21 protein-coding genes and 1 tRNA gene are annotated in these 19198 nt (G+C 71.3%); 12 read left to right on the top strand and 10 right to left on the bottom strand.

Features of this window, described 5'->3' with window-relative positions:
* The first annotated feature begins 69 nt into the window (after positions 1–69).
* Positions 70–741: a DUF6766 family protein gene (locus ACFLIM_RS05245; RefSeq protein ID WP_393162436.1), complete on the top strand. Its 672-nt coding sequence runs from the start codon at positions 70–72 to the stop codon at positions 739–741.
* Here ACFLIM_RS05245 and ACFLIM_RS05240 read toward each other — a convergent pair.
* Entirely contained in the window at positions 666–1514 is an 849-nt protein-coding gene (locus tag ACFLIM_RS05240) for a 1-aminocyclopropane-1-carboxylate deaminase/D-cysteine desulfhydrase (RefSeq protein ID WP_393162434.1), read from the bottom strand. The genes ACFLIM_RS05245 and ACFLIM_RS05240 overlap by 76 nt on opposite strands.
* Positions 1515–1557: 43 nt before the next feature.
* Here ACFLIM_RS05240 and galK point away from each other — a divergent pair, with 43 nt between their 5' ends.
* Positions 1558–2670, top strand: a complete 1113-nt coding sequence (gene galK, locus ACFLIM_RS05235; protein WP_393162432.1) for a galactokinase — start codon at positions 1558–1560, stop codon at positions 2668–2670.
* A 135-nt stretch (positions 2671–2805) separates the two neighbouring features.
* Here galK and ACFLIM_RS05230 read toward each other — a convergent pair whose 3' ends face one another.
* Positions 2806–3579, bottom strand: a complete 774-nt coding sequence (locus ACFLIM_RS05230) for an enoyl-CoA hydratase-related protein (protein WP_393162430.1) — start codon at positions 3577–3579, stop codon at positions 2806–2808.
* 51 nt (positions 3580–3630) lie between these two features.
* On the opposite strand from ACFLIM_RS05230, the gene ACFLIM_RS05225 reads away from it, so the two are divergent.
* Complete coding sequence (locus tag ACFLIM_RS05225; RefSeq protein WP_393162428.1) at positions 3631–4395, top strand: tyrosine-protein phosphatase; 765 nt, start codon at positions 3631–3633, stop codon at positions 4393–4395.
* Here the strand turns inward: ACFLIM_RS05225 and ACFLIM_RS05220 are convergent.
* From ACFLIM_RS05220 to ACFLIM_RS05205, 4 genes are all read right to left on the bottom strand, one after another.
* Positions 4315–5445: a nitric oxide synthase oxygenase gene (locus tag ACFLIM_RS05220; RefSeq protein ID WP_393162426.1), complete on the bottom strand. Its 1131-nt coding sequence runs from the start codon at positions 5443–5445 to the stop codon at positions 4315–4317. The genes ACFLIM_RS05225 and ACFLIM_RS05220 overlap by 81 nt on opposite strands.
* Positions 5446–5655: 210 nt before the next feature.
* The gene (locus ACFLIM_RS05215; RefSeq protein WP_393162424.1) at positions 5656–6075 is read right to left on the bottom strand and encodes a hypothetical protein; all 420 of its coding nucleotides are present in this window, start codon (positions 6073–6075) and stop codon (positions 5656–5658) included.
* A gap of 85 nt (positions 6076–6160) precedes the next feature.
* Positions 6161–6772, bottom strand: a complete 612-nt coding sequence (locus tag ACFLIM_RS05210; protein ID WP_393162528.1) for a response regulator transcription factor — start codon at positions 6770–6772, stop codon at positions 6161–6163.
* Positions 6773–6792: 20 nt separating this feature from the next.
* Positions 6793–7941, bottom strand: coding sequence for a sensor histidine kinase (locus ACFLIM_RS05205; protein ID WP_393162422.1), 1149 nt, complete (start codon positions 7939–7941; stop codon positions 6793–6795).
* Between the two features lie 75 nt (positions 7942–8016).
* Here ACFLIM_RS05205 and ACFLIM_RS05200 point away from each other — a divergent pair, with 75 nt between their 5' ends.
* Entirely contained in the window at positions 8017–8202 is a 186-nt protein-coding gene (locus tag ACFLIM_RS05200; protein WP_393162420.1) for a hypothetical protein, read from the top strand.
* Between the two features lie 50 nt (positions 8203–8252).
* On the opposite strand, the gene ACFLIM_RS05195 is transcribed toward ACFLIM_RS05200, so the two are convergent.
* Positions 8253–8327, bottom strand: a tRNA-Asn gene (locus tag ACFLIM_RS05195).
* Between the two features lie 125 nt (positions 8328–8452).
* On the opposite strand from ACFLIM_RS05195, the gene ACFLIM_RS05190 reads away from it, so the two are divergent.
* On the top strand, positions 8453–8770 hold the full coding sequence (locus ACFLIM_RS05190; protein WP_393162418.1) for a YtxH domain-containing protein: 318 nt from the start codon (positions 8453–8455) through the stop codon (positions 8768–8770).
* A gap of 13 nt (positions 8771–8783) precedes the next feature.
* Here the strand turns inward: ACFLIM_RS05190 and ACFLIM_RS05185 are convergent, their stop codons facing one another.
* Genes ACFLIM_RS05185 through ACFLIM_RS05175 form a run of 3 tightly spaced genes read right to left on the bottom strand, consistent with a single transcriptional unit; the run spans position 8784 to position 10719 of the window.
* Positions 8784–9257 carry a hypothetical protein gene (locus ACFLIM_RS05185; protein WP_393162416.1) on the bottom strand — a complete coding sequence of 158 codons (474 nt, stop codon included), beginning with the start codon at positions 9255–9257 and terminating at the stop codon, positions 8784–8786.
* The gene (locus ACFLIM_RS05180) at positions 9254–10528 is read right to left on the bottom strand and encodes an amylo-alpha-1,6-glucosidase (protein ID WP_393162414.1); all 1275 of its coding nucleotides are present in this window, start codon (positions 10526–10528) and stop codon (positions 9254–9256) included. Before ACFLIM_RS05180 ends, ACFLIM_RS05185 begins: the two co-directional genes overlap by 4 nt.
* 32 nt (positions 10529–10560) lie before the next feature.
* Positions 10561–10719, bottom strand: a complete 159-nt coding sequence (locus ACFLIM_RS05175) for a hypothetical protein (protein WP_393162412.1) — start codon at positions 10717–10719, stop codon at positions 10561–10563.
* Between the two features lie 177 nt (positions 10720–10896).
* Here ACFLIM_RS05175 and ACFLIM_RS05170 point away from each other — a divergent pair, with 177 nt between their 5' ends.
* From ACFLIM_RS05170 to ACFLIM_RS05140, 7 genes are all read left to right on the top strand, one after another.
* On the top strand, positions 10897–12063 hold the full coding sequence (locus ACFLIM_RS05170) for a hypothetical protein (protein WP_393162411.1): 1167 nt from the start codon (positions 10897–10899) through the stop codon (positions 12061–12063).
* Positions 12060–14177: a serine/threonine-protein kinase gene (locus ACFLIM_RS05165; RefSeq protein ID WP_393162409.1), complete on the top strand. Its 2118-nt coding sequence runs from the start codon at positions 12060–12062 to the stop codon at positions 14175–14177. Before ACFLIM_RS05170 ends, ACFLIM_RS05165 begins: the two co-directional genes overlap by 4 nt.
* An 89-nt stretch (positions 14178–14266) precedes the next feature.
* Positions 14267–15073 (top strand): PP2C family serine/threonine-protein phosphatase, encoded by an 807-nt coding sequence (locus tag ACFLIM_RS05160; RefSeq protein WP_393162407.1) that lies wholly within the window; start codon positions 14267–14269, stop codon positions 15071–15073.
* Positions 15066–16355 carry a vWA domain-containing protein gene (locus ACFLIM_RS05155; protein ID WP_393162405.1) on the top strand — a complete coding sequence of 430 codons (1290 nt, stop codon included), beginning with the start codon at positions 15066–15068 and terminating at the stop codon, positions 16353–16355. Before ACFLIM_RS05160 ends, ACFLIM_RS05155 begins: the two co-directional genes overlap by 8 nt.
* Positions 16355–17008, top strand: a complete 654-nt coding sequence (locus ACFLIM_RS05150; protein ID WP_393162403.1) for an FHA domain-containing protein — start codon at positions 16355–16357, stop codon at positions 17006–17008. The genes ACFLIM_RS05155 and ACFLIM_RS05150 overlap by 1 nt, the downstream gene beginning before the upstream one ends.
* Positions 17005–18387 (top strand): hypothetical protein, encoded by a 1383-nt coding sequence (locus ACFLIM_RS05145; RefSeq protein ID WP_393162401.1) that lies wholly within the window; start codon positions 17005–17007, stop codon positions 18385–18387. Before ACFLIM_RS05150 ends, ACFLIM_RS05145 begins: the two co-directional genes overlap by 4 nt.
* Positions 18384–19190 carry a transporter substrate-binding domain-containing protein gene (locus ACFLIM_RS05140; protein WP_393162399.1) on the top strand — a complete coding sequence of 269 codons (807 nt, stop codon included), beginning with the start codon at positions 18384–18386 and terminating at the stop codon, positions 19188–19190. Before ACFLIM_RS05145 ends, ACFLIM_RS05140 begins: the two co-directional genes overlap by 4 nt.
* The last annotated feature ends 8 nt before the right edge of the window (positions 19191–19198 follow it).

Below are 19198 nucleotides of genomic sequence, written 5' to 3'. Positions count from 1 at the left end.
CTTCACGTTGACTCTGATCGTCATCGTGACCGGCCTGGCGTGGTTCTTCGCCGTGGGGTGGTCGCGGCTGTGAGGTGGCTCAGGGAGAACTCGCTGGCGCTGGCGTTCCTGGTGATGTTCCTGCTGGCGCTGGGCGGGCAGGCGGTGGCCGGGCTGCTGCAGTTCAACGACCGGCAGGTGGCCGAGGGCGCCGAGCCGGCCTCGTTCTTCCAGTACGTGGCCTCCTCGGCGTTCGCCGTGGACGTGGCGGAGAACTGGCAGTCCGAATACCTGCAGTTCTTCCTGTTCATCATGCTCACCGTCTGGCTCGTCCAGAAGGGCTCGCCCGAGTCGAAGGAGTCGGGCGAGGAGGGGGTGGAGTCCGAGGAACGGCAGCAGATCGGACGCTACGCCCATGACCGCTCGCCTGCCTGGGCCAGGGCGCATGGGGTGCGGTTGTGGTTGTTCAGCAACTCGCTGGGGCTGGTGATGGGGGGCTTCTTCGTGTTGTCGTGGCTGGCGCAGTCGGTGGCGGGGCAGGCGGCGTACAACTCCGAGCGGCTCAGCGACCTGCGCGATCCGGTCTCGTGGGGCTCGTACGTCACCTCGGCCGAGTTCTGGGACCGCAGCCTGCAGAACTGGCAGTCGGAGCTGCTGGCCGTGTTGTCGATGGTGGTGTTGTCGATCTACCTGCGCCAGCGGGGCTCGCCCGAGTCGAAGCCGGTCGGGGCGTCCCACTCGGCCACGGGCGTGGAGGGCTGACCGGTGATCACGGCGACGATACGGGTGCCGGGGGCGAAGGCTCCCTGGCGTACGAGGTCGAGGAGGCCGTAGAGCATCTTCGCCACATAAATCCCCTCAACCCGAAATTTCGCGATAAATCGGTCCAAGGCGGGGGTTGTCCGGGCGTATCCGCCGAAGTGGTAGTCGAGGTTGATCGACCAGTTCGACCACGTACGGCCGTACGCTTCCCGCTGCAACCTCTCCACCTCGCCCGCGAGGAACCCGGCCCCCTTCAGCACCGCGAACCCGAGTGCCCGCTTCCCCTCCGGCAACCCCGCCGAGATCCCGGCCAGCGTGCCCCCGGTCCCGACGGGGCAGCAGATGACGTCGTACTCCTCGGAGATCTCCCCCGGCAGCTCCGCGCAGCCCCGCACGGCCGCCGCGTTGCTCCCGCCCTCGGGCAGGATCACCAAGTCGTCGCCCCACCGCTCGCGCAGCCGCGCCCGCACCTCCTCGGTGTGCTTGAGCCGGTAGGAGGCCCGATCGAGATAGGTGACCGTCATGCCGCAGGCCACCGCGTGGGCGAGCGAAGGGTTCAGCGGCAGGTGCTCCTCGCCGCGGATGACGCCGATCGTGTCGATCCCGTGCCACCGCCCGGCCTCGGCGACCGCCCTGATGTGGTTGGAGTAGGCGCCGCCGAAGGTCAGCAGGCGCGAATGGCCCAGGTTGTACTTGAGCTTGCGCGGCTTGTTGTCGTCGTGCATCAGGAACACCCGGACCTGACCGAGTCCTGGATCCAGGAGCTCCTCCATGGCGCTAGTCTACGGTCGGGGCTTTGTTGAGGAGTGTTCGGTTATGCGCGTTGTTGAAGCTTTTCGTGCCGCCTACGGCGCGTCCCCCGAGGCCGTCTGGCATGCGCCCGGCCGGGTCAACCTGATCGGCGAGCACACCGACTACAACGACGGCTTCGTGTTGCCCTTCGCGGTGCCCTGGGGCGTGACGGCCGCGATCACGCCGCGCGCGGACCGTACCATCCGCCTGCTGTCGCTCCAGTCCTCCGGCGAGCCCGTCACCATGGCGAGCCACGAGGAGTCGAAGGGCTGGACCCGCTACGTCGTGGGCGTGCTGGCCATGCTGGGCGACCGGGTGGCGGGCGCGGACATCGCCATCGACGGCGACGTCCCGCAGGGCGCGGGCCTCAGCTCCAGCGCCGCCCTCGAGGTGTCCGTCGCCTCGGCGCTCAACGACCTGCACGGCCTGGGCCTGACGCCCATGGAGCTCGCCCTGCTCAGCCAGAAGGCGGAGAACGACTTCGTCGGCATGCCCTGCGGCATCATGGACCAGGCCGCCTCGGCGTTGTGCCAGGAGGGGCACGCGCTGTTCCTCGACTGCCGCTCCCTCGGCTCCAGGAACATCCCGCTCGACCTGGCCTCCCACGGCCTGAGCCTGCTCATCATCGACACGCAGGTGCACCACGAGCACGCGGGCGGCGAATACGCCAAGCGCCGCGCTGAGTGCGAGTCGGCGGCCCGCAAGCTCGGCGTCCCGGCCCTGCGCGACGTGACGGACCTGGCGGCGGCCCTGGAGCGGTTGCAGGGCGCCGAGCGCAAGCGCACGATGCACGTCGTCACGGAGAACCATCGCGTGGAGGCGCTCATCGGCCTGCTGCGCGCGGGCGCCGTCACGGAGATCGGCGCCCTGCTGAACGCCTCCCACCTGTCACTTCGAGACCAGTACGAGGTCTCATCCCCCGAGCTGGACGTGGCCGTGGAGGCGGCGATCAGGGGCGGCGCGCGGGGCGCGCGGATGACGGGCGGCGGCTTCGGCGGCTCGGCCATCGCCCTGGTGCCGGAGGACCGCCTGGACACCGTTCAGGGGTCGGTGACGAGCGCCTACGCCGAGCGCGGCTTCCAGGCTCCCCGGTTCCTGCCCGCCACCCTGGCCGCGGGCGCCCACCGCGTGGCCTGAACCCTCCCGGCCGCCCCACCTGAGACACGCGCCACCCCGTCCTGGCACGCCCGCCCCCTCGGACCGGACGACGCGCACGAGCGACGCGCACGAGGGCGGGCGCCGTCCGATGGGCGGGCTGCCATAGGCGGGGTCTCACAGCGGCGGGAAGTTCGGCGGGCGGCGTTCCAGGAAGCTGGCGACGCCCTCCGTGAAGTCCGGGCGGCCGAAGGAGGCGATCATCTCCTGGGTGGCCGTCCTGGCGGACTCCTCCAGCGTGGTGTCCCAGTCGTGCCAGACCTGCCGCTTGATCACCGCCATCGACGCCGGCGAGCTGTGCGCCGCGAGCTCCCTGGCGTACTCGCAGGCCTGCGCCAGCAGCGACTCCCCCGGCACCGCCCGGTTGGCCAGCCCCAGCTCGTACGCTTCCCGCCCGGTGAACACCCGCCCCGACAGCAGGATGTCCATGGCCCGCTGCTGGCCCATGACGCGAGGCAGCACCCAGGACAGCCCGTACTCGGCGATCAGCCCCCGGCGCGGGAACGCCGTCGTCCACTTGGCCTCCTCGGCCGTGAAGACCAGGTCGCAGACGAGCGCGTGCACCATGCCCAGCCCGGCGCAGGCCCCGTTCACGGCGGCGATGATCGGCTTGCCGATGGTCGTGGGGAACGTGTTGGGCCGCGGATCGGGCTCCTCGTCGTACGAGCCGGTCTGGATGGCGGTCAGCGTCTTGAAGTCGGCGCCCGAGCAGAACCCCTTGCCCGCGCCGGTGACCACCACGGCCCGCACCTCGGGGTCCTTCTCGGCCTGTGCCAGCAGGTCGAAGTAGCGCCGCCCCATGGCGTCCGTCCAGGCGTTCAACGTGTCGGGACGGTTGAAGGTCAGCGTGAGCACGCCCTGGTCGAGCGTAGAGAGTACGAGTTCCGCCATGCCCTCACCGAACCATGTTCTAGCCCCGGAAGGCAAGGATACGGTGATCGGGTGAACAGGGATCTGGAGTGGGACGGCTGCGCCAACGTACGTGATCTGGGTGGTTTACCGGCGGCCGGCGGGCGCCGCACGCGCTGGGGGGCGGTGGTGCGCTCCGACACTCCCGACCGGCTGACCCCGGCGGGCTGGCAGGCCGCGGCGGCCCACGGCGTACGCACGATCCTGGACCTGCGCACCCCCGGCGAGCACCGGGCGGGGCCCGGCCACCGTCCCCCGGAGATGACCGTCGTCCAGGTGCCGCTGGACCATCCCGACGACCCGAACCGCGGCGCGTACGGCGGGACGCCGCTCTATCTGCGGCCCTTCATGGAACGGTGGCCGGACCGGTGCGCCCGCGCCCTGCGCGCGATCGCCCAGGCGCCCCCAGGCGGGGTGCTGGTGCACTGCGTGGCCGGGCGCGACCGCACCGGGCTGGTCACGCTGCTGCTGCTCGCCCTGGCCGGAGTGCCCCAGCGGGACATCCTGGCCGACTACGAGCTGTCTGCGGCCCGCCTGCGGCCCCTCTACGCCAGGCTGGGCCAGCCCGACGACGGCCTGCGCGTGGAGCGGCGCCTCGCCCAGGCGGGCACCACCACGGCCGAGGTGATCCGCGCGCTCCTGGACGGCCTCGACGCCGAGGAGTACCTGCGGTCGGGCGGCCTGACCGCGTCCGAGCTGACCGCGCTGCGCGAGCGGCTAACGGTGGTGGACGAAGGCAGGGGTCAGGACGCGGGTGTCGTAGTAGCGGTGGAAGACCGGGGTGGCGCTGCCCGATAACGGGGGCACGATCCACGACCAGTCCGCGGGGCAGACGCGCCCGGCCTTCTCCTCGCGCGACAGGTGGGTGAGGAAGCGGCGCGCCTCGGTGTGGTGGTCGGTCATCGTGACCCCCGCCCGCTCGAACGAGTGCAGCACCGCCACGTTCAGCTCCACCAGCGCGTGGTCGCGCCACAGGGAGCGCTCGGTGGAGGTGTCCAGCCCGAGGCGTTCCGCGACCACCTTGAGCTGGTCGTACCTGTCGATGTCCGCAAGATTGCGGGCGCCGATCTCGGTGCCCATGTACCAGCCGTTGAAGGGGGCGCACGGGTAGCAGATGCCACCGATTTCCAGGCACATATCCGAAATAGCCGGTACGGCGTGCCAGCGCAGCCCGAGCTCCGCGAACCAGGGGTATTCGGGGTGGACCAGCGGCACCTCCAGCACGGCGTCCCCCGGCAGGTTGCACAGCAGCGGATCGCCGAGGCTGGGCTGGATGATCAGCGGCAGCACGTCGAACCGCCCGGACCCGCCCCGCCACCCGAGGGCCTTGGCCATGTCCGTGAGCGACACGTTCCTGGGATCGCCGACGACGCCGCCACTGGTGCGGTGCCCGGCATAGCGGATGAGCTGTTCGTTCAGTATCCGGGGGCCGGGCAGGGCAGGGGTGTCGGGGGACAGGACGGTGACGGTGGGCCTGATCTTGCCGGTTCCCGTGGTCTCCCGCAGGTGGGCGACGCATTCGAGGGCCACCCCCTCGGCCGTGCTCACCTGCCTGCGGTCACGCACCTTCAGCGAGCGCCAGTACAGCCGCCCGATGCACCGGCTGCTGTTGCGCCAGGCCACCCGGGCGCCGAACTCGAGCTCCTCGTACGTGTGCGTGTAGGTCCCGTAGCGGGCCACATCCCTGGCGACGTCGCGGAGCCGGGCGTGCAGGCCCCCGGCGGAGGGGTTCTCGGCGTGGTAGAGCCTGATGAAGCGCTCCGCCTCGCGCAGGTCGGTCGTTCGCTCGATCACCGCCAGCGCGGCGAGCGCGTCAAAGGGGCGCAGGGTCTTGATCCAGGTAGGCACGCGGCAACCAGCACTTCTCCGTCGTCGGATCGCCCCGCCGATTCCGGGTCGGCGGCACGTCCTGGTGGCGGCGCCCTCTCCTCGCCTCCGTCACGACCTGCCCGCGGCTCCGGCCCCGAGGACCGGCCTCCCCATCTTTCCGCGCCGAACCCCGTTTGTCCCGCTAAACCGAAATGAGCGCCCCCGGGGGCCCGGGAGCGCTCATACCGCCTACTTGTACAGTGCCCTGTCCTTGTACACGGAGTCCTTGTACACGGGCTCGTCCACCACACAGGTGAGGTGGATGAGGCGGCGGTGCTTCCAGCGCTTGCCGGCCTTGCCCGGCAGCTTCTTGGCGGGAACGCTGATCGACAACCGGTCGGCGGGAACGGTCGTCACGCCGTCCTCCGTGACGGACCATTCGAGCGTCGGCTCGACGAAGTCCCCCTCGATGAGCTCGGTGACCTTCGCCTTGGAGAACTTGACGACCTCGCCGTCACTCAACCAGCACGTCAACCGCCCGCCCTGCAGGACCAGTTCGGAACCGCCGTGCACCCTGACCGGCCCCTCGTCGGCCAGCGCGGACCCGGCCATCCCGGCCAGGCCGAGCGCGGCGACCGCGGTGACGATGGCGACGCGTCGCTTGAACATGGGGTCTCCCTCCCCGAGGTGATTAGACAGCCCCGAGGGTGGCCCGCCACACCTGAAGCGAGCCTAAAGACACCCGAAGTGATCTTCAGGTACGCCGCCACACCAGCCCCAGATCCAGCGCCGCCAGCACGGCCGAGGTCCGGTCGGAGACCCCCAGCTTGCCGAACACCCGCAGCAGGTACGTCTTGACCGTGGCCTCCCCGATGTACAGCCGCCTGCCGATCTCCGGGTTCGTCAGCCCCTCCGCCACCAGCTCCAGGACCTCCCGCTCCCGCGCCGACAACACCGGCGTCTCCCTGCGTGCGGCCAGCCGGGCGGCCACCGAGGGCGACCACACCGTCTCGCCGCGGGCGGCCGCCCGCACCGCCGCGGCGAGCTCGGCCCGCGACACGTCCTTCAGCAGGTACCCGGCCGCCCCCGCCAACACCGCCCGCAGGATCTCCCCATCGTCCTCGTACGTCGTCAGCACGATCACCCGATGCCCCGGCCCCAGCCGGCTGATGGCGCCGACCCCGTCGCCGCCCGGCATGCGCAGGTCCATGAGGATCACGTCGGGCCGCAGCCGGGACACGACCGCCACGGCCTCGTCCCCCGACCCGGCCTCGCCCACGACCTCGATGCCCGGCTCGGCCAGCAACATCCCGCGCAACCCCTCGCGCACGACGGGATGGTCATCGACGATCATCACCCTGACCAAGGCGGGATGCTCGTCGACGATCATGACCCTGAACCCGGCAGCTCCACCGCGACCGTCGTTCCCTGGCCTGGCGTACCGATGACAGAAACGGTCCCGCCGAGCCGGGTCACCCGGCCCCGCATCGCGCGCAGGCCGTACCCGTCCACGACAACCCCGGGGTCGAAGCCGCACCCGTCGTCGCTGATCGACAGCCGGACGACACCCCCGTCGGCGTGCTGAAGCGCGAGCCGCACGGCGCGGGCGCCGGCGTGCTTGCGCACGTTGGCCAGCCCTTCCTGGGCGGCCCGCACCAGCGCCTCCGCGACGGCGGGCGGCACGCCCGCGGATCCGGTCACGGTCACCTCCACCGGCAGCTCGAACCCCTCGGCCAGCCGCCCCAGCGCCTCCTCCAGCGAGGCCCCGTCCAGCGCGGGCGGCGCGAGCGCGGCGATGAGCGCGCGTGTCTCGGCCAGGTTCTCCCTGGCGGTCTGCGCGGCCCGCGCCACGTGCCCGTCCCGCCCGTCGGTGGCCTGCAGCAGCATGAGGATGCTGGCGAACCCCTGGGCCAGCGTGTCGTGGATGTCGCCGGCCAGCCGCTCCCGCTCGGCCAGCACCCCGGCCTCCTTGCTCACCTCGGCCAGCTCCTCGCGGGTGCGGTCGAGCTCCGCGATCAGCCGGGCCCGCTCGGAGTTCTGCCGCGCGAGCCGGTCGATGGACACCCCGAGCAGCGAGCTGGCCGACAGCCCGAGCACGATGGCCACCGCGACCACCGCGGGGTGCGACCCGAGCTCCACCATGAGCTGGATCGCGGGACCGGCGAACATGGCGATCATCACCGCCACCGCCTGCGCCGTCCGCAGCGACATGAACGCCATCGGGATCAGCGCGGACAGCGCAATGGCCGACTGGGGCGCCACCAGGTCGGCCGCGGTGAACAGGATGACCATCGCGGCCGCGTGCCACCAGCTCTGCCTGACGGGCACGACCGGCGCCCGCACGGCCGTGCGGCCCCACAGCGCGTACGAGACGGTGATCAGGAGCAGCAGCACGATCCCGGCCGGCGCGCCGCCGTCCACCACGATGATGACGATGGTCGCGACCAGCACGACCGCGAAGTACGCGTCCCAGAAGGGATAGGAACGCAGCCAGGCGTTCTCGGCCCGCGCGTCGGCGGGGCTCCCAGGACCCATGGATCAGCAGTTTACGGTGATATGTCCACCGATCGGTGGATACACCGGCGGCTCTCGTCACGTGATCGTGTGGGTATGAACCAGAAGACCTATCTCCGCCTGATGCTCGTACTGACGCTGGTCTTCGGCGCGGTGATCGCCCTGCTCGCGCTGCTGGACATCGGCAACATCGGCATCGTCGCCGCCGCCGGCGGGATCGTCGTCGGCCTCGGCTGGGCCCTCACCAGCGTCGTGTCGACCAAGCGCGACGGCACCTCCTGACACACGAAACGAGGCCCTCTCCCGGAACCTCGGGAGAGGGCCTCGCGCGTTGGCTCCCGCGATAGGACTCGAACCTATAACCTGCCGGTTAACAGCCGGCTGCTCTGCCGTTGAGCTACGCGGGATCGACCATCTGCGCAGATCGCCGGGCCGGTTTGGCCCTCCGCCGTGCGCAGAAATAGATTAGCGCACTCCGGGAGTGCGTGTCGCATCGCGAGCGGGGTAGGCCCGGAGACAGCGGAGGTGCGAAATGCGTTATCGGATGACATTCGCTGTTGGTCTGGCGATCGGCTATGTGCTGGGCAGCCGGGCCGGACGCGAGCGGTACGAGCAGATCAAGCGGACGGCGCAGCGCGTCGCCGACAGCCCCAGGGTCCAGGAGATCGCGGGGGTCGTCGGCGCACAGGCGTCGAGGTTCGCGGGGATGGCCAGGACGAGGGTCGGTGACACGCTGCAGCGGCGGATCCCGTTCCTCGGCTCGAATGAGCACAAGCCCGACACCGGCACCGGCTGGCCGGAGGAGGACGAGATGGACAGGAAGGCCCGCGAGTCCGGCATTCCCTACTGAGGGTGGCGTGGGCTCACACGCCCATGCTGCGCCGCACCCCTTCCAGGGCCTGTTCGGCCTGCGCCCGCAGGCCGGGGTCCTCGGGGTCGAGCCCGTCGTCGAAGACGAACGTCCAGCCGAGCACCTCGCCGCCGGGCCGGCGCCTGGCCACCAGCCGTACACCGCCCCGCCCGGGCAGCCTGACGTGCTTGTTGACCACGATCGTGGAGTTGACGCGCTCACGCACGGTCTCCGGCAGCAGCCGGGGCTCGGGGACCCGCTCGAAGTGCCGCGCGCCGTCCATGGTGATCACCCGCACCCCCTCCTCGTCCCACGCCGCCTTGTCGACCTCCTCGTACGGCACCCGCGTCCCGTCCGACAGGTAGAGCGCGAGGTTCGTGGCCACCACGTGGCCGTCATCGCTGCGGGCGAACGTCAGCACCCGCTCCCCCGGCTCGGTGTCCAGGGACTTGCGCACGTCAGCGGGCAGGCGGCGGAAAATACTCATTCCACCACGGTATCGGCGAGCAGATCGAGGGTGAGCGCCGCGCTCCACGAGAAGTCCCGGCACCCACGCCCGCTGCCGTCGAAGGGGTCGAAGCACTCGCGGAAGCCGGCCTGCCGCACCAGCCGCAAGGTGCCGTTGGTGAGCTGCTGGCCGAGCTGGTCGAGCGAGTGCACGGCGGCGGCCCGGCGTAACAGCCAGTTGGTGTTCACCCACGAGGGCCCGCGCCAGTAGCGGGTACGGTCGAACTCGGCGGCGCGGATCTCGCAGCTCGGCACCGGATAGCCGGTGGCGCCCATGAACCTGGCCGACTCCAGCACCTCCACGGCGGCGTGCAGGCGGTCGCTGGGCAGCCCGGGATCCAGCAGCGGCCCGAACGCGCCCACCGTGCACACCCGGATCAGCCGCCCCGCCCGCAGGTCCCTGGCGTAGAAGCAGCCGTCCCACAACCGGTCCAGCAGCGCCTGCCTGATGCGTTCCGCCTGCTCGGCATGGGGTACGGGATCGGCGCGGGCCAGCGGCGCCAGCTCCGCCATGGCCTGGCAGGAGGCCAGCCAGATCCCGTTGAACATCGGGTCCTCGATCGCGAACGGATGCTCGTCGCGCAGATACTCGGCGCTGTATCCGGCGTCCCGGTAGCGCATGGCCAGCCAGACGTAGCGGTCGTGGTCGCTGTCCGGGTGGCGTTCCTCCAGCTCCACGTTGCGGTAGCCGTACTTGATCATGGGCAGCGCGGCCAGCGGCTGGTCCCACGCCGGGCTGTCGTCCATGCCCGACTCCCAGGGGTGCACGATCGCGGCCAGCCCGGCGCCGCCGAGGTCGCGGGCCGAGGCGAGGTAGGCGTGCTGGGCCTCCAGCGCCGGGAACGCCTGCCGGACAAACGCGGCGTCCCCGGTGTGCCGGTAGAGCCACCACAGGGCCAGGGCGTGCAGCGGCGGCGAGGTGAGCCCCGAGGTGAGCACGTGCGGCGCGGCCTCGTGCTCCTGCGAGCGCCACACGGACGGCCCGGGGAAGTACGCCTCGCGGGTGTGGAAGACGATGTGCGGCACCATCCCGGTCGCCCACTGCCCGCCCAGCAGGCTGAGCAGCTCGTCGCGGGCCCGGTCGGGCCGGTGCCTGGCCAGGCCGATGACGACGAACGCGGAGTCCCAGCTCCATTGGTGCGGGTAGAGACCCGGCGCGGGCACGGTGCCCGTGCCCGTCCAGTTCGCCTCGAGCACGGCCAGTGCCTCGCGCCCGAGCGCGGCATCGTCGACCGCCGGCCGCGCCTCCATCACCCAACTATGACTGGGGATGCGCCAGGAAGCTATGTCCTCCGGGCCCACTTCGTCAGGAGCATGACGCCGAACGCCACAGCGCCGATGATGAGGCCCCACTTGAGCAGCGTGAGGGCGAAGCCCACGAGGGGCCCGAGGAGTACGAGTGCGGCGACGACCGCCGCGATGATCAGAAGAATGCGTCCCATGTCTGAAACGGTAAGAGATCCTTTAAGCGAATTGCAGGCAAGACAGGGTTGAATCAGGGACAAGTCAGGGTCCCCCCTACCCTAGGAACCAACCGGTCGGTTCGCCCGTTGTGCCGGTAGGACCACGCGGCATCGGGGGCCCGCTTAACGGGGAGCGTGATGAGCCTGGGACCACCCATGAGCAGGGAAGGCGCCGAGCACGCGCTGCGCGCTCGGGCCGACGAACGCGACCGGATCTCCGGCGACCTGCTCGATCTCGAATCCCATACCACCTACCGCTTACTCAAGGGGGCCTCCTTACGCGGGGCGACCGAGCGGCGATGGGCCGCGGCACAGGAGTCCCTGGCCGCACTGTGGTCGCTGAACGACGCCTACCGGGCCGTGCTGCGCGACGCCGAGCAGATCAGGGCCTCGCGGGGCCGGCTGGGCGCGGAGCAGCTCGCCGAGCTGACCGAGCTGCTCGCGGGCACGTCCGTGGTGCTGCGGGCCGCCGCCAAGCCGGTCGAACAGCGCTCGCTGCTCCCCCAGGCGGACGAACGGCTGACCCTCGACCAGACCGTGACGCGCATGGACGCCGCCTTCCAGGAGGTCACGTCCGCGCTCAACGACATCGACGCCGTGTGGAACACCGTGCTGCCCCGCCTCGACGCCGCCGACGGCGACCTGCGGCGGATCCACGACCTCGAACGCGACCTGGGCGAGGCCGCCGACCTGGCCGCGCAGGAGGCCGAGCTGAAGCGGATGCGGACCTCGGTGCTCGAAGACCCGCTCGGCGCGGCCGTCGAGCAGGACCTCGACCGGCTGGCCCGGCTGCTGGCCGCCGCCAAGGCCGAGCTCGATCTCGCGATCGCCGTCAAGGCCGAATACGCCAGGCGCCGCGAGGATCTGGCGGCCGCGCTGGACCGGGTACGGGCGGCCGAGAGCGAGGCCAGGCTGGCCCACGGCGCGGTCGTCGTCAAGATCGCCCTCCCGCCGCAGGCCCAGCCGCGGAGCAGGGCCGACGCACTGGCCGTCGAACTGGACGCGCTCGACGCCTCGGCCGACACCTGGGTGTTGCGCGCCAGGCGGCTGGCGGCGCTGGAGAGCGACGCCCGCAAGGCCGCCGACCAGGCGCAGGCCACCGCGAAGGCGCTCTACGGCCTGGTCAGCAGGCGTGACGAGCTGCGCGGGCGGCTGGGCGCCTGCCAGGTGATGGCGGTACGCAAGGGCCTGGCGGAGGATCCGGCCGCCTCCGAGCTGTTCGAGCGGGCGCGGGTGCTGCTGTGGAGCGCCCCCTGCGATCTGACGAAGGCGGCGGCGGCCGTCGAGACCTACCAGCGCGCGATACACGGAGGTAAGCGATGACCCGCTGCGCGCAGCCCGGCTGCACGGGGACGATCGAGGAGGGCTACTGCGACCTGTGCGGCACCGCGGAGAGCTCGCCACCACCAGCACTGGCGTCCGCGCCGGTGGTGACCCAGCCGGTGAGCCGGTCGGTGAGCTCGCCGGTGAGCAGCGGCAGGTCGCGGGCCGGCGTGCTGGCCACCATCGCGGACCTGCCTGCGGTGCCCGCCCGCGACCCGGCCGGCGCGGTGATGAGCAATCCCGAGGTGCCGGAGGACAAGCGGTACTGCGCCAACCCGGCGTGCGGCCAGAAGGTGGGGCGTTCCCGGCAGGGGCGGCCCGGGCTGACGGACGGGTTCTGCCCGCACTGCCGTACCGCGTTCTCCTTCACTCCCAAGCTGGACAAGGACGACCTGGTGGCCGGCCAGTACCGCGTGCTGGGCTGCCTGGCGCACGGCGGGCTCGGCTGGATCTACCTGGCCGCCGACGAGAACCTCGACGGCATGTGGGTGGTGCTCAAGGGCCTGCTCAACACCAACGACGCCGAGGCGCTGGCAGCGGCGGAGGCCGAGCGCAAGTTCCTCACCACGGTCGACCACCCCAACATCGTCAAGATCCTCAACTTCCAGCGCTCGGCCGGGCTCGGCTACATCGTCATGGAGTACGTCGGCGGCCAGTCGCTGCACGAGCTGCGCCGCCAGGGCCCGCTGCCGCTGCGCGAGGCCCTGTTGTACGGGCGGGAGATCCTGCAGGCGTTCGGCTACCTGCACGAGCACGGGCTGGTCTACTGCGACCTCAAGCCGGCCAACGTGATCAGGGTCGGCAAGCGGCTCAAGCTCATCGACCTGGGCGCGGTGCAGCCCGTCGGCTCGCCGCCCGGCACGTCCTGGGCGACGGTCGGCTACCACGCCCCCGAGCTGGAGACCCATTCCTCGTCGGTCACGTCCGACCTCTACACCGTGGCCAGGACGCTGGCGGTGCTGGCGATCCCGGGTTTCAGCCCGGCCGCGAACGGCCGGGCCGCGCCGCTGCCGGAGGACTGCGGGCACCCGTCGTTCACCCGGCTGCTGCGCAAGGCGACCGCGACCGATCCGGCCGACAGGTTCCAGAGCGCGTGGGAGATGGAGGAGCAGCTCGTCGGGGTGTTGCGCGAGGTCAGCGCGGTCGAGGACGGGGTGCCGTACCCCGCTCCTTCGACCTTGTTCGGGCCCGAGCGAACCGCGGTGGGGACGGCGCTGTGGGAGGGGGACGACCAGGTGGTGTTCGGGCGGCTCGACCCGGAGACGGTGGCCGACAAGCTGCCGGTGCCGCTGGTCGATCCGGCCGACCCGGCCGCGGGCGCGCTGGCCGGGCTGCTCGGCCGCGACGGCAAGGAGCTGATCGACCAGCTCGCCACGATGACCCCGACCCCCGAGACGAAGCTGATGAGGGCCAGGCTGCTGGCCGAGGGGGGCGCGGCGGAGACGCCCATCGCGCTCAACGAGCTGTCCAGGGAGCTGCCCGGCGACTGGCGGGTCACCTGGTACCGCGGGGTGCTGGCGCTGGCCACGCGGCAGGCGGACCTGGCGGTGTCGATGTTCGACCTGTGCCTGTCGGAGCTGCCGGGCGAGCAGGCGCCCAAGCTGGCTCTGGCGTACGCGCTGGAGTGCGCGGGCAAGCAGGCGGCCCCCTGGTACGAATCCGTCTGGCGCACCGACCACTCCTATGTGAGCGCCGCGTTCGGGCTGGCCAGGACGGGCAAGATGGGCGTGCTCGACCAGGTGCCGCCCACGTCGAGCTACCGGGTGGCGGCACAGGTGGCACTCGCGGCCTCCGTGGTGCGCCGGCCCGACCTGAGCGGGCTCGCCGCCGCCGATCTGGTGGGTGCGACGGGCCGGCTGGCCAACCTGGCCGACCTCGACCCGCGCCGCCGCGACCTGCTCACCGCGGAGTTGCTCGGGCACGCGCTGGTCTGGCTCGCGACGAACTCGCCGCCGCCCGACCTGAAGCTGGCCGACGCGCCGTTCACCGAGCCGGGGCTGCGCAGGCGGCTGGAGTCCATCTTCCGCAAGCTGGCCGTCGCCGCGGAGACGCGCCAGGAACGCCACGCGCTCATCGACCAGGCGAACGCCGTACGACCGAGGACCTGGTTGTGATGGATCCGCAGCGGAGCGAGGACATCCATCACAACACCCCGAGCGCAGCTCGGCAATCAGACGCTGTGACGGACGCTGTGATCTGCCCTGTGTGCGAGGCCCCGGTGCTGGACGGCGACACCTACTGCGAGGCGTGCGGCCACGCGCTGGGCGCCCCGACGTGTGCGTCCTGCGGCGCCGCGGCCGTCGACGCGGACGGCTACTGCGAGCGGTGCGGCCTGCGCCAGCCCACCGGCAGGGACCACGCGGAGACGGTGCTCGACGGCGGGGCGGCGGCCGTGACCGACAAGGGGCTGCGGCGCAGCCGGAACGAGGACGCGATGGCCCTGCTCGCGTCCGGCGACACGGTCGTGACCGTGGTCTGCGACGGCGTGGGCAGCTCGCCCAGGGCCGACGAGGCCTCGGCGGTCGCCGTCGAGACCGCGGTCGCCGCGCTGGCCAGGGGATTGCCGCAGGAGGAGGCGTTCGAGCTGGCCGGGCGGGCCGTGACGAAGCTGGCGACCTCCGTGAACGACGCCCCGGCCTGCACCTACATCTCCGCCGTCGTCGAGCCGGGCCGGATCACGCTCGGCTGGGCCGGCGACACCCGCGCCTACTGGCTGCCCAGCGGCGATCTTCTGACCGAGGACGACGCGGTGGAGACCGGCGAGATCACCGCCTGGCTCGGCGCCGACGCCGGCGACGTCGCGCTCCACGTACGCACCCTGACCCCGCCGGCGCCCGGATTGCTGCTCGTCTGCAGCGACGGCCTGTGGCGCTATCTGGACGGCTACGCCTTCCCCAGCACGGGCACCCCGCTCAAGATGGCCCGCGAGATGTTGCGCCACGCGCTGGACTCCGGCGGCCAGGACAACGTGACCATTGTTTTGATCCCCCTAGGAGAAGCGCATGGGTGACCAGCCCGCTTTCACGCTGAACATCGACCAGAACAAGTACCTCCCCACCGACGGCCGCGAGGTGCACGCCATCCTCAGCGTGGGCTCGACCGGGGGCGGGGTCACCACGCAGGCGGTGGCCGCGGAAGCCGCCGAAGTGATCATCGTGGACACCTCGGGTTCGATGAGCGGGGGCAAGATCCGTGAGGCCAGGCAGGCGGCCGCGACCGCCGTGCGCACCCTGCGCGACGGCGTGCAGTTCGCGGTGATCGCCGGCACCGAGACGGCCAGGGTGATCTACCCGGGTGGCAACCCGCACCTGGTCAAGGCCACCCCGGCCACCAGGGCCGAGGCCGAGCGGGCCATCAGCCGGTTGCTCGCGCACGGCGGCACCGCGATGGGCGAGTGGCTCAAGCTGGCCGGGCATCTGCTGACCGCGCACCCGTCGGCCATCCGGCACGCGCTGCTGATGACCGACGGCCAGAACAACGAGCGCACCGAGGTGTTCGGCTCGGTGTTGTCGGGCTGGAGCGGCAAGTTCGTGTGCGACTGCCTGGGGGTGGGCGACGACTGGGTGCCCGCCGAGCTGCGCAAGGTGGCCGAGGCGATGCTCGGCACGTTCGACTTCGTACGGAACCAGGGGGATCTGTCGGAGTTCTTCCGCAGGCTCACGCAGGCGTCGATGAGCAAGACGGTGGCCGAGTTGTCGTTGCGGGTGTGGGTGCCGCAGACGGCGACGCTGAAGTTCGTCAAGCAGGTCTCCCCCACGTTGCTCGACCTGACCGGCAAGCGCACCGACGTCAACCCGCTGACCGGCGACTACCCGACGGGCTCGTGGGGCGCGGAGGAGCGCGAATACCACGTCTGCGTCGAGGTGCCGCCGGGGCAGATGGGGCAGGAGATCAGGGCGGGCTGGGTCAAGCTCGTACGCCCTGACACGCAGGAGGTCGTGGCCAGCGGAAACGTGCTCGCCCAGTGGACCGACGACCTGGCCCAGTCCACCCGGATCAACCGGAAGGTCGCCCACTACACCGGCCAGGCCGAGCTGCACGAGCTGATTCAGGACGGGCTCAGCGCCAGGGCGATGGGCGACGTCGACACCGCGACCGCCCAGCTGGCCAAGGCCAGGCGGCTGGCCACGGAGTCCGGGCGCGAGGACACCGCCAGGCTGCTGGAGAGGGTGGTCGAGGTCGATCCGGCCACCGGCACGGCCAGGCTGCGCAGGAACGTGGACAAGGCCGACGAGATCGAGCTGGACACCGGCTCGGTGCGTACGAGCCGGTTGCGCAAGGAAGGAAGCTGATGGCGACCTGTCCACAGGGGCACCAGTCGGGCGACGACGAATACTGCGACTTCTGCGGCACCCAGATGGCCGGCGCGCCCGCGGCCGCCCCTGCCGAGGCCCAGGCCGGGGGCACGGCGGCCGAGAGTTGCCCGGTGTGCCAGACGCCGCGCGCCGGGCAGTTCTGCGAGGTGTGCGGCCACGATTACAGCAGTGATGGATCCGCAGCGGAGCGAGGACATCCATCCGTCCAAGTCCCGGTCTCGGGCGCCCGATGGGAGGCCGTCACGGCCGCCGACCGCACGTACTACGAGAAGATCATCGCCGAGGCTGGTCCCGACGCGGACGCGGTGGCGTTCCCGCCGTACTGCCCCGAGCGCTCGTTCGCCCTGTACGGCGAGCAGGTACGCATCGGGCGGCGCAGCAAGGCCAGGAACCTGGCGCCGGAGATCGACCTGACCGGGCCCCCGGAGGACCCGGGCGTCTCGCACCTGCACGCCGTGCTGCTGGGCCAGCCGGACGGCTCGTGGATGCTGGTCGACCCGGGCTCGTCCAACGGCACCCAGGTGAACGGCAGGCCCGTCAAGGTCAACGTGCCGGTCAGGATCGGCGCCGGCGACAAGATCCACCTGGGCGCGTGGACCGTCATCACGATCAGGGAGGGCACGCCGTGACCCTGGCACCACCAACCCAGGGCCCCCTGGTGCAGACCCGGGGCGCCCCGTTACCCGTACGCCGCAGCGTGCCCGGCAGGATCCGGGTCATCTCCGGCATCACCGTCGCCTCGCTGGCCCTGCTCTTCGCGGCGCTGGCGGTCGGCAGCTCGTCGGCCCGCGACGGGCTGCGGGTCATCGGACGCGACGCGGGCCCGCAGGTCGTGGCCACCGCCGGGCTCTACCTGGCGCTGAGCGACATGGACGCGCAGGTCGCCAACGTGCTCGTCATGGGCGACCAGTACGCCCAGCAGCGCAAGGAGGCGCTCGCCCAGTACGAGCGGCGGCGTTCGGAGGCCAACCAGGCGCTGCTGAAGGCGTTCGAGCTGTCGGGCGACAACCCGGCCGAGCGCAGGACCGTACAGTCGGTGCTCGACGGGCTGGGCCGGTACGAGCGGCTGGCCGGGCAGGCGCTGCTGCTCGACGAGCGCTCCGGGCACGCGCCGGGCCCGCCGCCCCAGGAGGTGGTGGGGACCTACCGCGCCGCCACCGACCTGATGCGGCTCGTACTGCTGCCGCAGGCCTACAACCTGACCTTGGAGAGCGGCACGATCGTGCGCCGCACGTACGACGAGAAGGCGCTCATGGTGCCCCTCGTGCGGGCCGCGGTGCTCGCGGCCGGGCTGATCGCGCTGGGCTGCCTGATCTGGCTGCAGCTCTTCCTGGCACGGCGCTTCCGCCGGGTGCTCGGGCCCGCGCTGCTGGCCGCCACGGTGACGACCGCGGTCGCGCTGGTCTTCGGGGTGAACGTGCTCGGCCAGGACGAGCAGGCGCTGCGCACGGCCAAGTCGGCCGGGTTCGACTCGGTGCTGACGCTGGCCAAGGCGCGGGCGATCAGCAACAGCATGCAGGGTGACCAGAGCCGCTACCTGCTGGACAAGGAGCGGGCCGACACCTACGAGCACACGTACCTGGACAAGTCGCTGTCGGTCATCTACTTCGAGGCGGGCAACCTGGACGCCTATCACGACAAGGTGGCCGAGGGCTCCGAGAACTTCCTCGGCATGCTGGGGCCGGAGATCGTCGGCAAGGAGGGCGACGACGTGGTGGAGGCGTACCGGGGCTTCCAGGCGGCCGATACGAGGTTCCGCGAGCTGGCGCTGAGCGGGCGGGCCAACGACGCAGTCGCCGCCAGGCTCGGGCCCGTCACCTCGGAGTTCGACTCCTACGACCGGTCGCTGGTGGCGCTGGCCGACACGCACCAGGACGTGTTCACCCGCGCGATCAGCGACGGCGAGGGCGCGCTGAACAACCTGTGGCGGCTGCTCCCCTACGCGATCGGCGCGATCGGCCTGCTGGTGATCGCCGGGGTGTGGCCACGACTCAAGGAGTACCGGTGAAGCGAGTGCTGGTGGTGGTGCTGGCCCTGGCCGCGACGGTCGTCGCGGGCTGCGGGACGAGCGGCCGGGAATCGATCGTGGACAAGGACCAGCTCGTCATCGGGATACGCCCCGACCTGCCCTCGGTCGGGTTCCGCAGGCCCGACGGCAAGTACGAGGGCTTCGACGTGGACGTGGCCCGCTACATCGCGGGCAAGCTGGGCAAGGACTTCACCTTCATTCCCGTGCTGGCGTCCGGCCGGGAGAAGGTGCTGGTCAGCGGGCCTGCCGATCTGGTACTGGCGACGTACACGATCAGCCAGGACCGCAAGGCGAGCGTGCTGTTCGCGGGGCCGTACCACATCTCCTACCAGGACATCCTGATCAGGCCCGACGAGACGATCAAGAACGTGCGCGACCTCAAGGGGCGCAGGATCTGCGAGGTCAAGGGCTCGAACGCGGCCCAGCGGGTGGTCGAGGAGCGGAAGGTGGCGGCGCAGGTCGTGCCGTTCGCGGACTACAAGCAGTGCCTGGCGGCGCTGAAGGGCAAGCAGGTGGACGCGGTCACCACCAACGACGTCATCCTGGCGGGCCTGGCCGCCCAGGACGGCTCGGGGCTGCGGCTGGCCAACGCCCAGTTCAACGAGCAGCGCACCGGGGTGGGCCTGCGCAAGGACGACGTGCCCGGGTGCGAGGCGGTGAACCGGGCGATCACCGACATGTACCAGGACGGGACGGCGGCCAAGCTGCTGCACAAGTGGTTCGGCAAGTCGGGGCTGAATCTCACGACCATCGCGGTCCCGCAGTTCGAGGGCTGTTCCTGACCTTTTGA

Source organism: Nonomuraea marmarensis, from assembly GCF_043197025.1.
Taxonomy (GTDB): Bacteria; Actinomycetota; Actinomycetes; order Streptosporangiales; family Streptosporangiaceae; genus Nonomuraea; species Nonomuraea marmarensis.
This window is presented reverse-complemented; position numbering and strand designations above follow the sequence as displayed.

What these genes read in the sequence shown, in the direction of transcription:
- ACFLIM_RS05155 (WP_393162405.1), top strand. Translation starts at nt 15,066, where the DNA reads ATGGGTGACCAGCCCGCTTTCACGCTGAACATCGACCAGAACAAGTAC.
- ACFLIM_RS05240 (WP_393162434.1), bottom strand. Translation starts at nt 1,514, where the DNA reads ATGGAGGAGCTCCTGGATCCAGGACTCGGTCAGGTCCGGGTGTTCCTG.
- ACFLIM_RS05180 (WP_393162414.1), bottom strand. Translation starts at nt 10,528, where the DNA reads ATGGAGGCGCGGCCGGCGGTCGACGATGCCGCGCTCGGGCGCGAGGCA.
- ACFLIM_RS05185 (WP_393162416.1), bottom strand. Translation starts at nt 9,257, where the DNA reads ATGAGTATTTTCCGCCGCCTGCCCGCTGACGTGCGCAAGTCCCTGGAC.
- galK (WP_393162432.1), top strand. Translation starts at nt 1,558, where the DNA reads ATGCGCGTTGTTGAAGCTTTTCGTGCCGCCTACGGCGCGTCCCCCGAG.
- ACFLIM_RS05150 (WP_393162403.1), top strand. Translation starts at nt 16,355, where the DNA reads ATGGCGACCTGTCCACAGGGGCACCAGTCGGGCGACGACGAATACTGC.
- ACFLIM_RS05175 (WP_393162412.1), bottom strand. Translation starts at nt 10,719, where the DNA reads ATGGGACGCATTCTTCTGATCATCGCGGCGGTCGTCGCCGCACTCGTA.
- ACFLIM_RS05170 (WP_393162411.1), top strand. Translation starts at nt 10,897, where the DNA reads ATGAGCAGGGAAGGCGCCGAGCACGCGCTGCGCGCTCGGGCCGACGAA.
- ACFLIM_RS05165 (WP_393162409.1), top strand. Translation starts at nt 12,060, where the DNA reads ATGACCCGCTGCGCGCAGCCCGGCTGCACGGGGACGATCGAGGAGGGC.
- ACFLIM_RS05190 (WP_393162418.1), top strand. Translation starts at nt 8,453, where the DNA reads ATGCGTTATCGGATGACATTCGCTGTTGGTCTGGCGATCGGCTATGTG.
- ACFLIM_RS05200 (WP_393162420.1), top strand. Translation starts at nt 8,017, where the DNA reads ATGAACCAGAAGACCTATCTCCGCCTGATGCTCGTACTGACGCTGGTC.
- ACFLIM_RS05205 (WP_393162422.1), bottom strand. Translation starts at nt 7,941, where the DNA reads ATGGGTCCTGGGAGCCCCGCCGACGCGCGGGCCGAGAACGCCTGGCTG.
- ACFLIM_RS05215 (WP_393162424.1), bottom strand. Translation starts at nt 6,075, where the DNA reads ATGTTCAAGCGACGCGTCGCCATCGTCACCGCGGTCGCCGCGCTCGGC.
- ACFLIM_RS05230 (WP_393162430.1), bottom strand. Translation starts at nt 3,579, where the DNA reads ATGGCGGAACTCGTACTCTCTACGCTCGACCAGGGCGTGCTCACGCTG.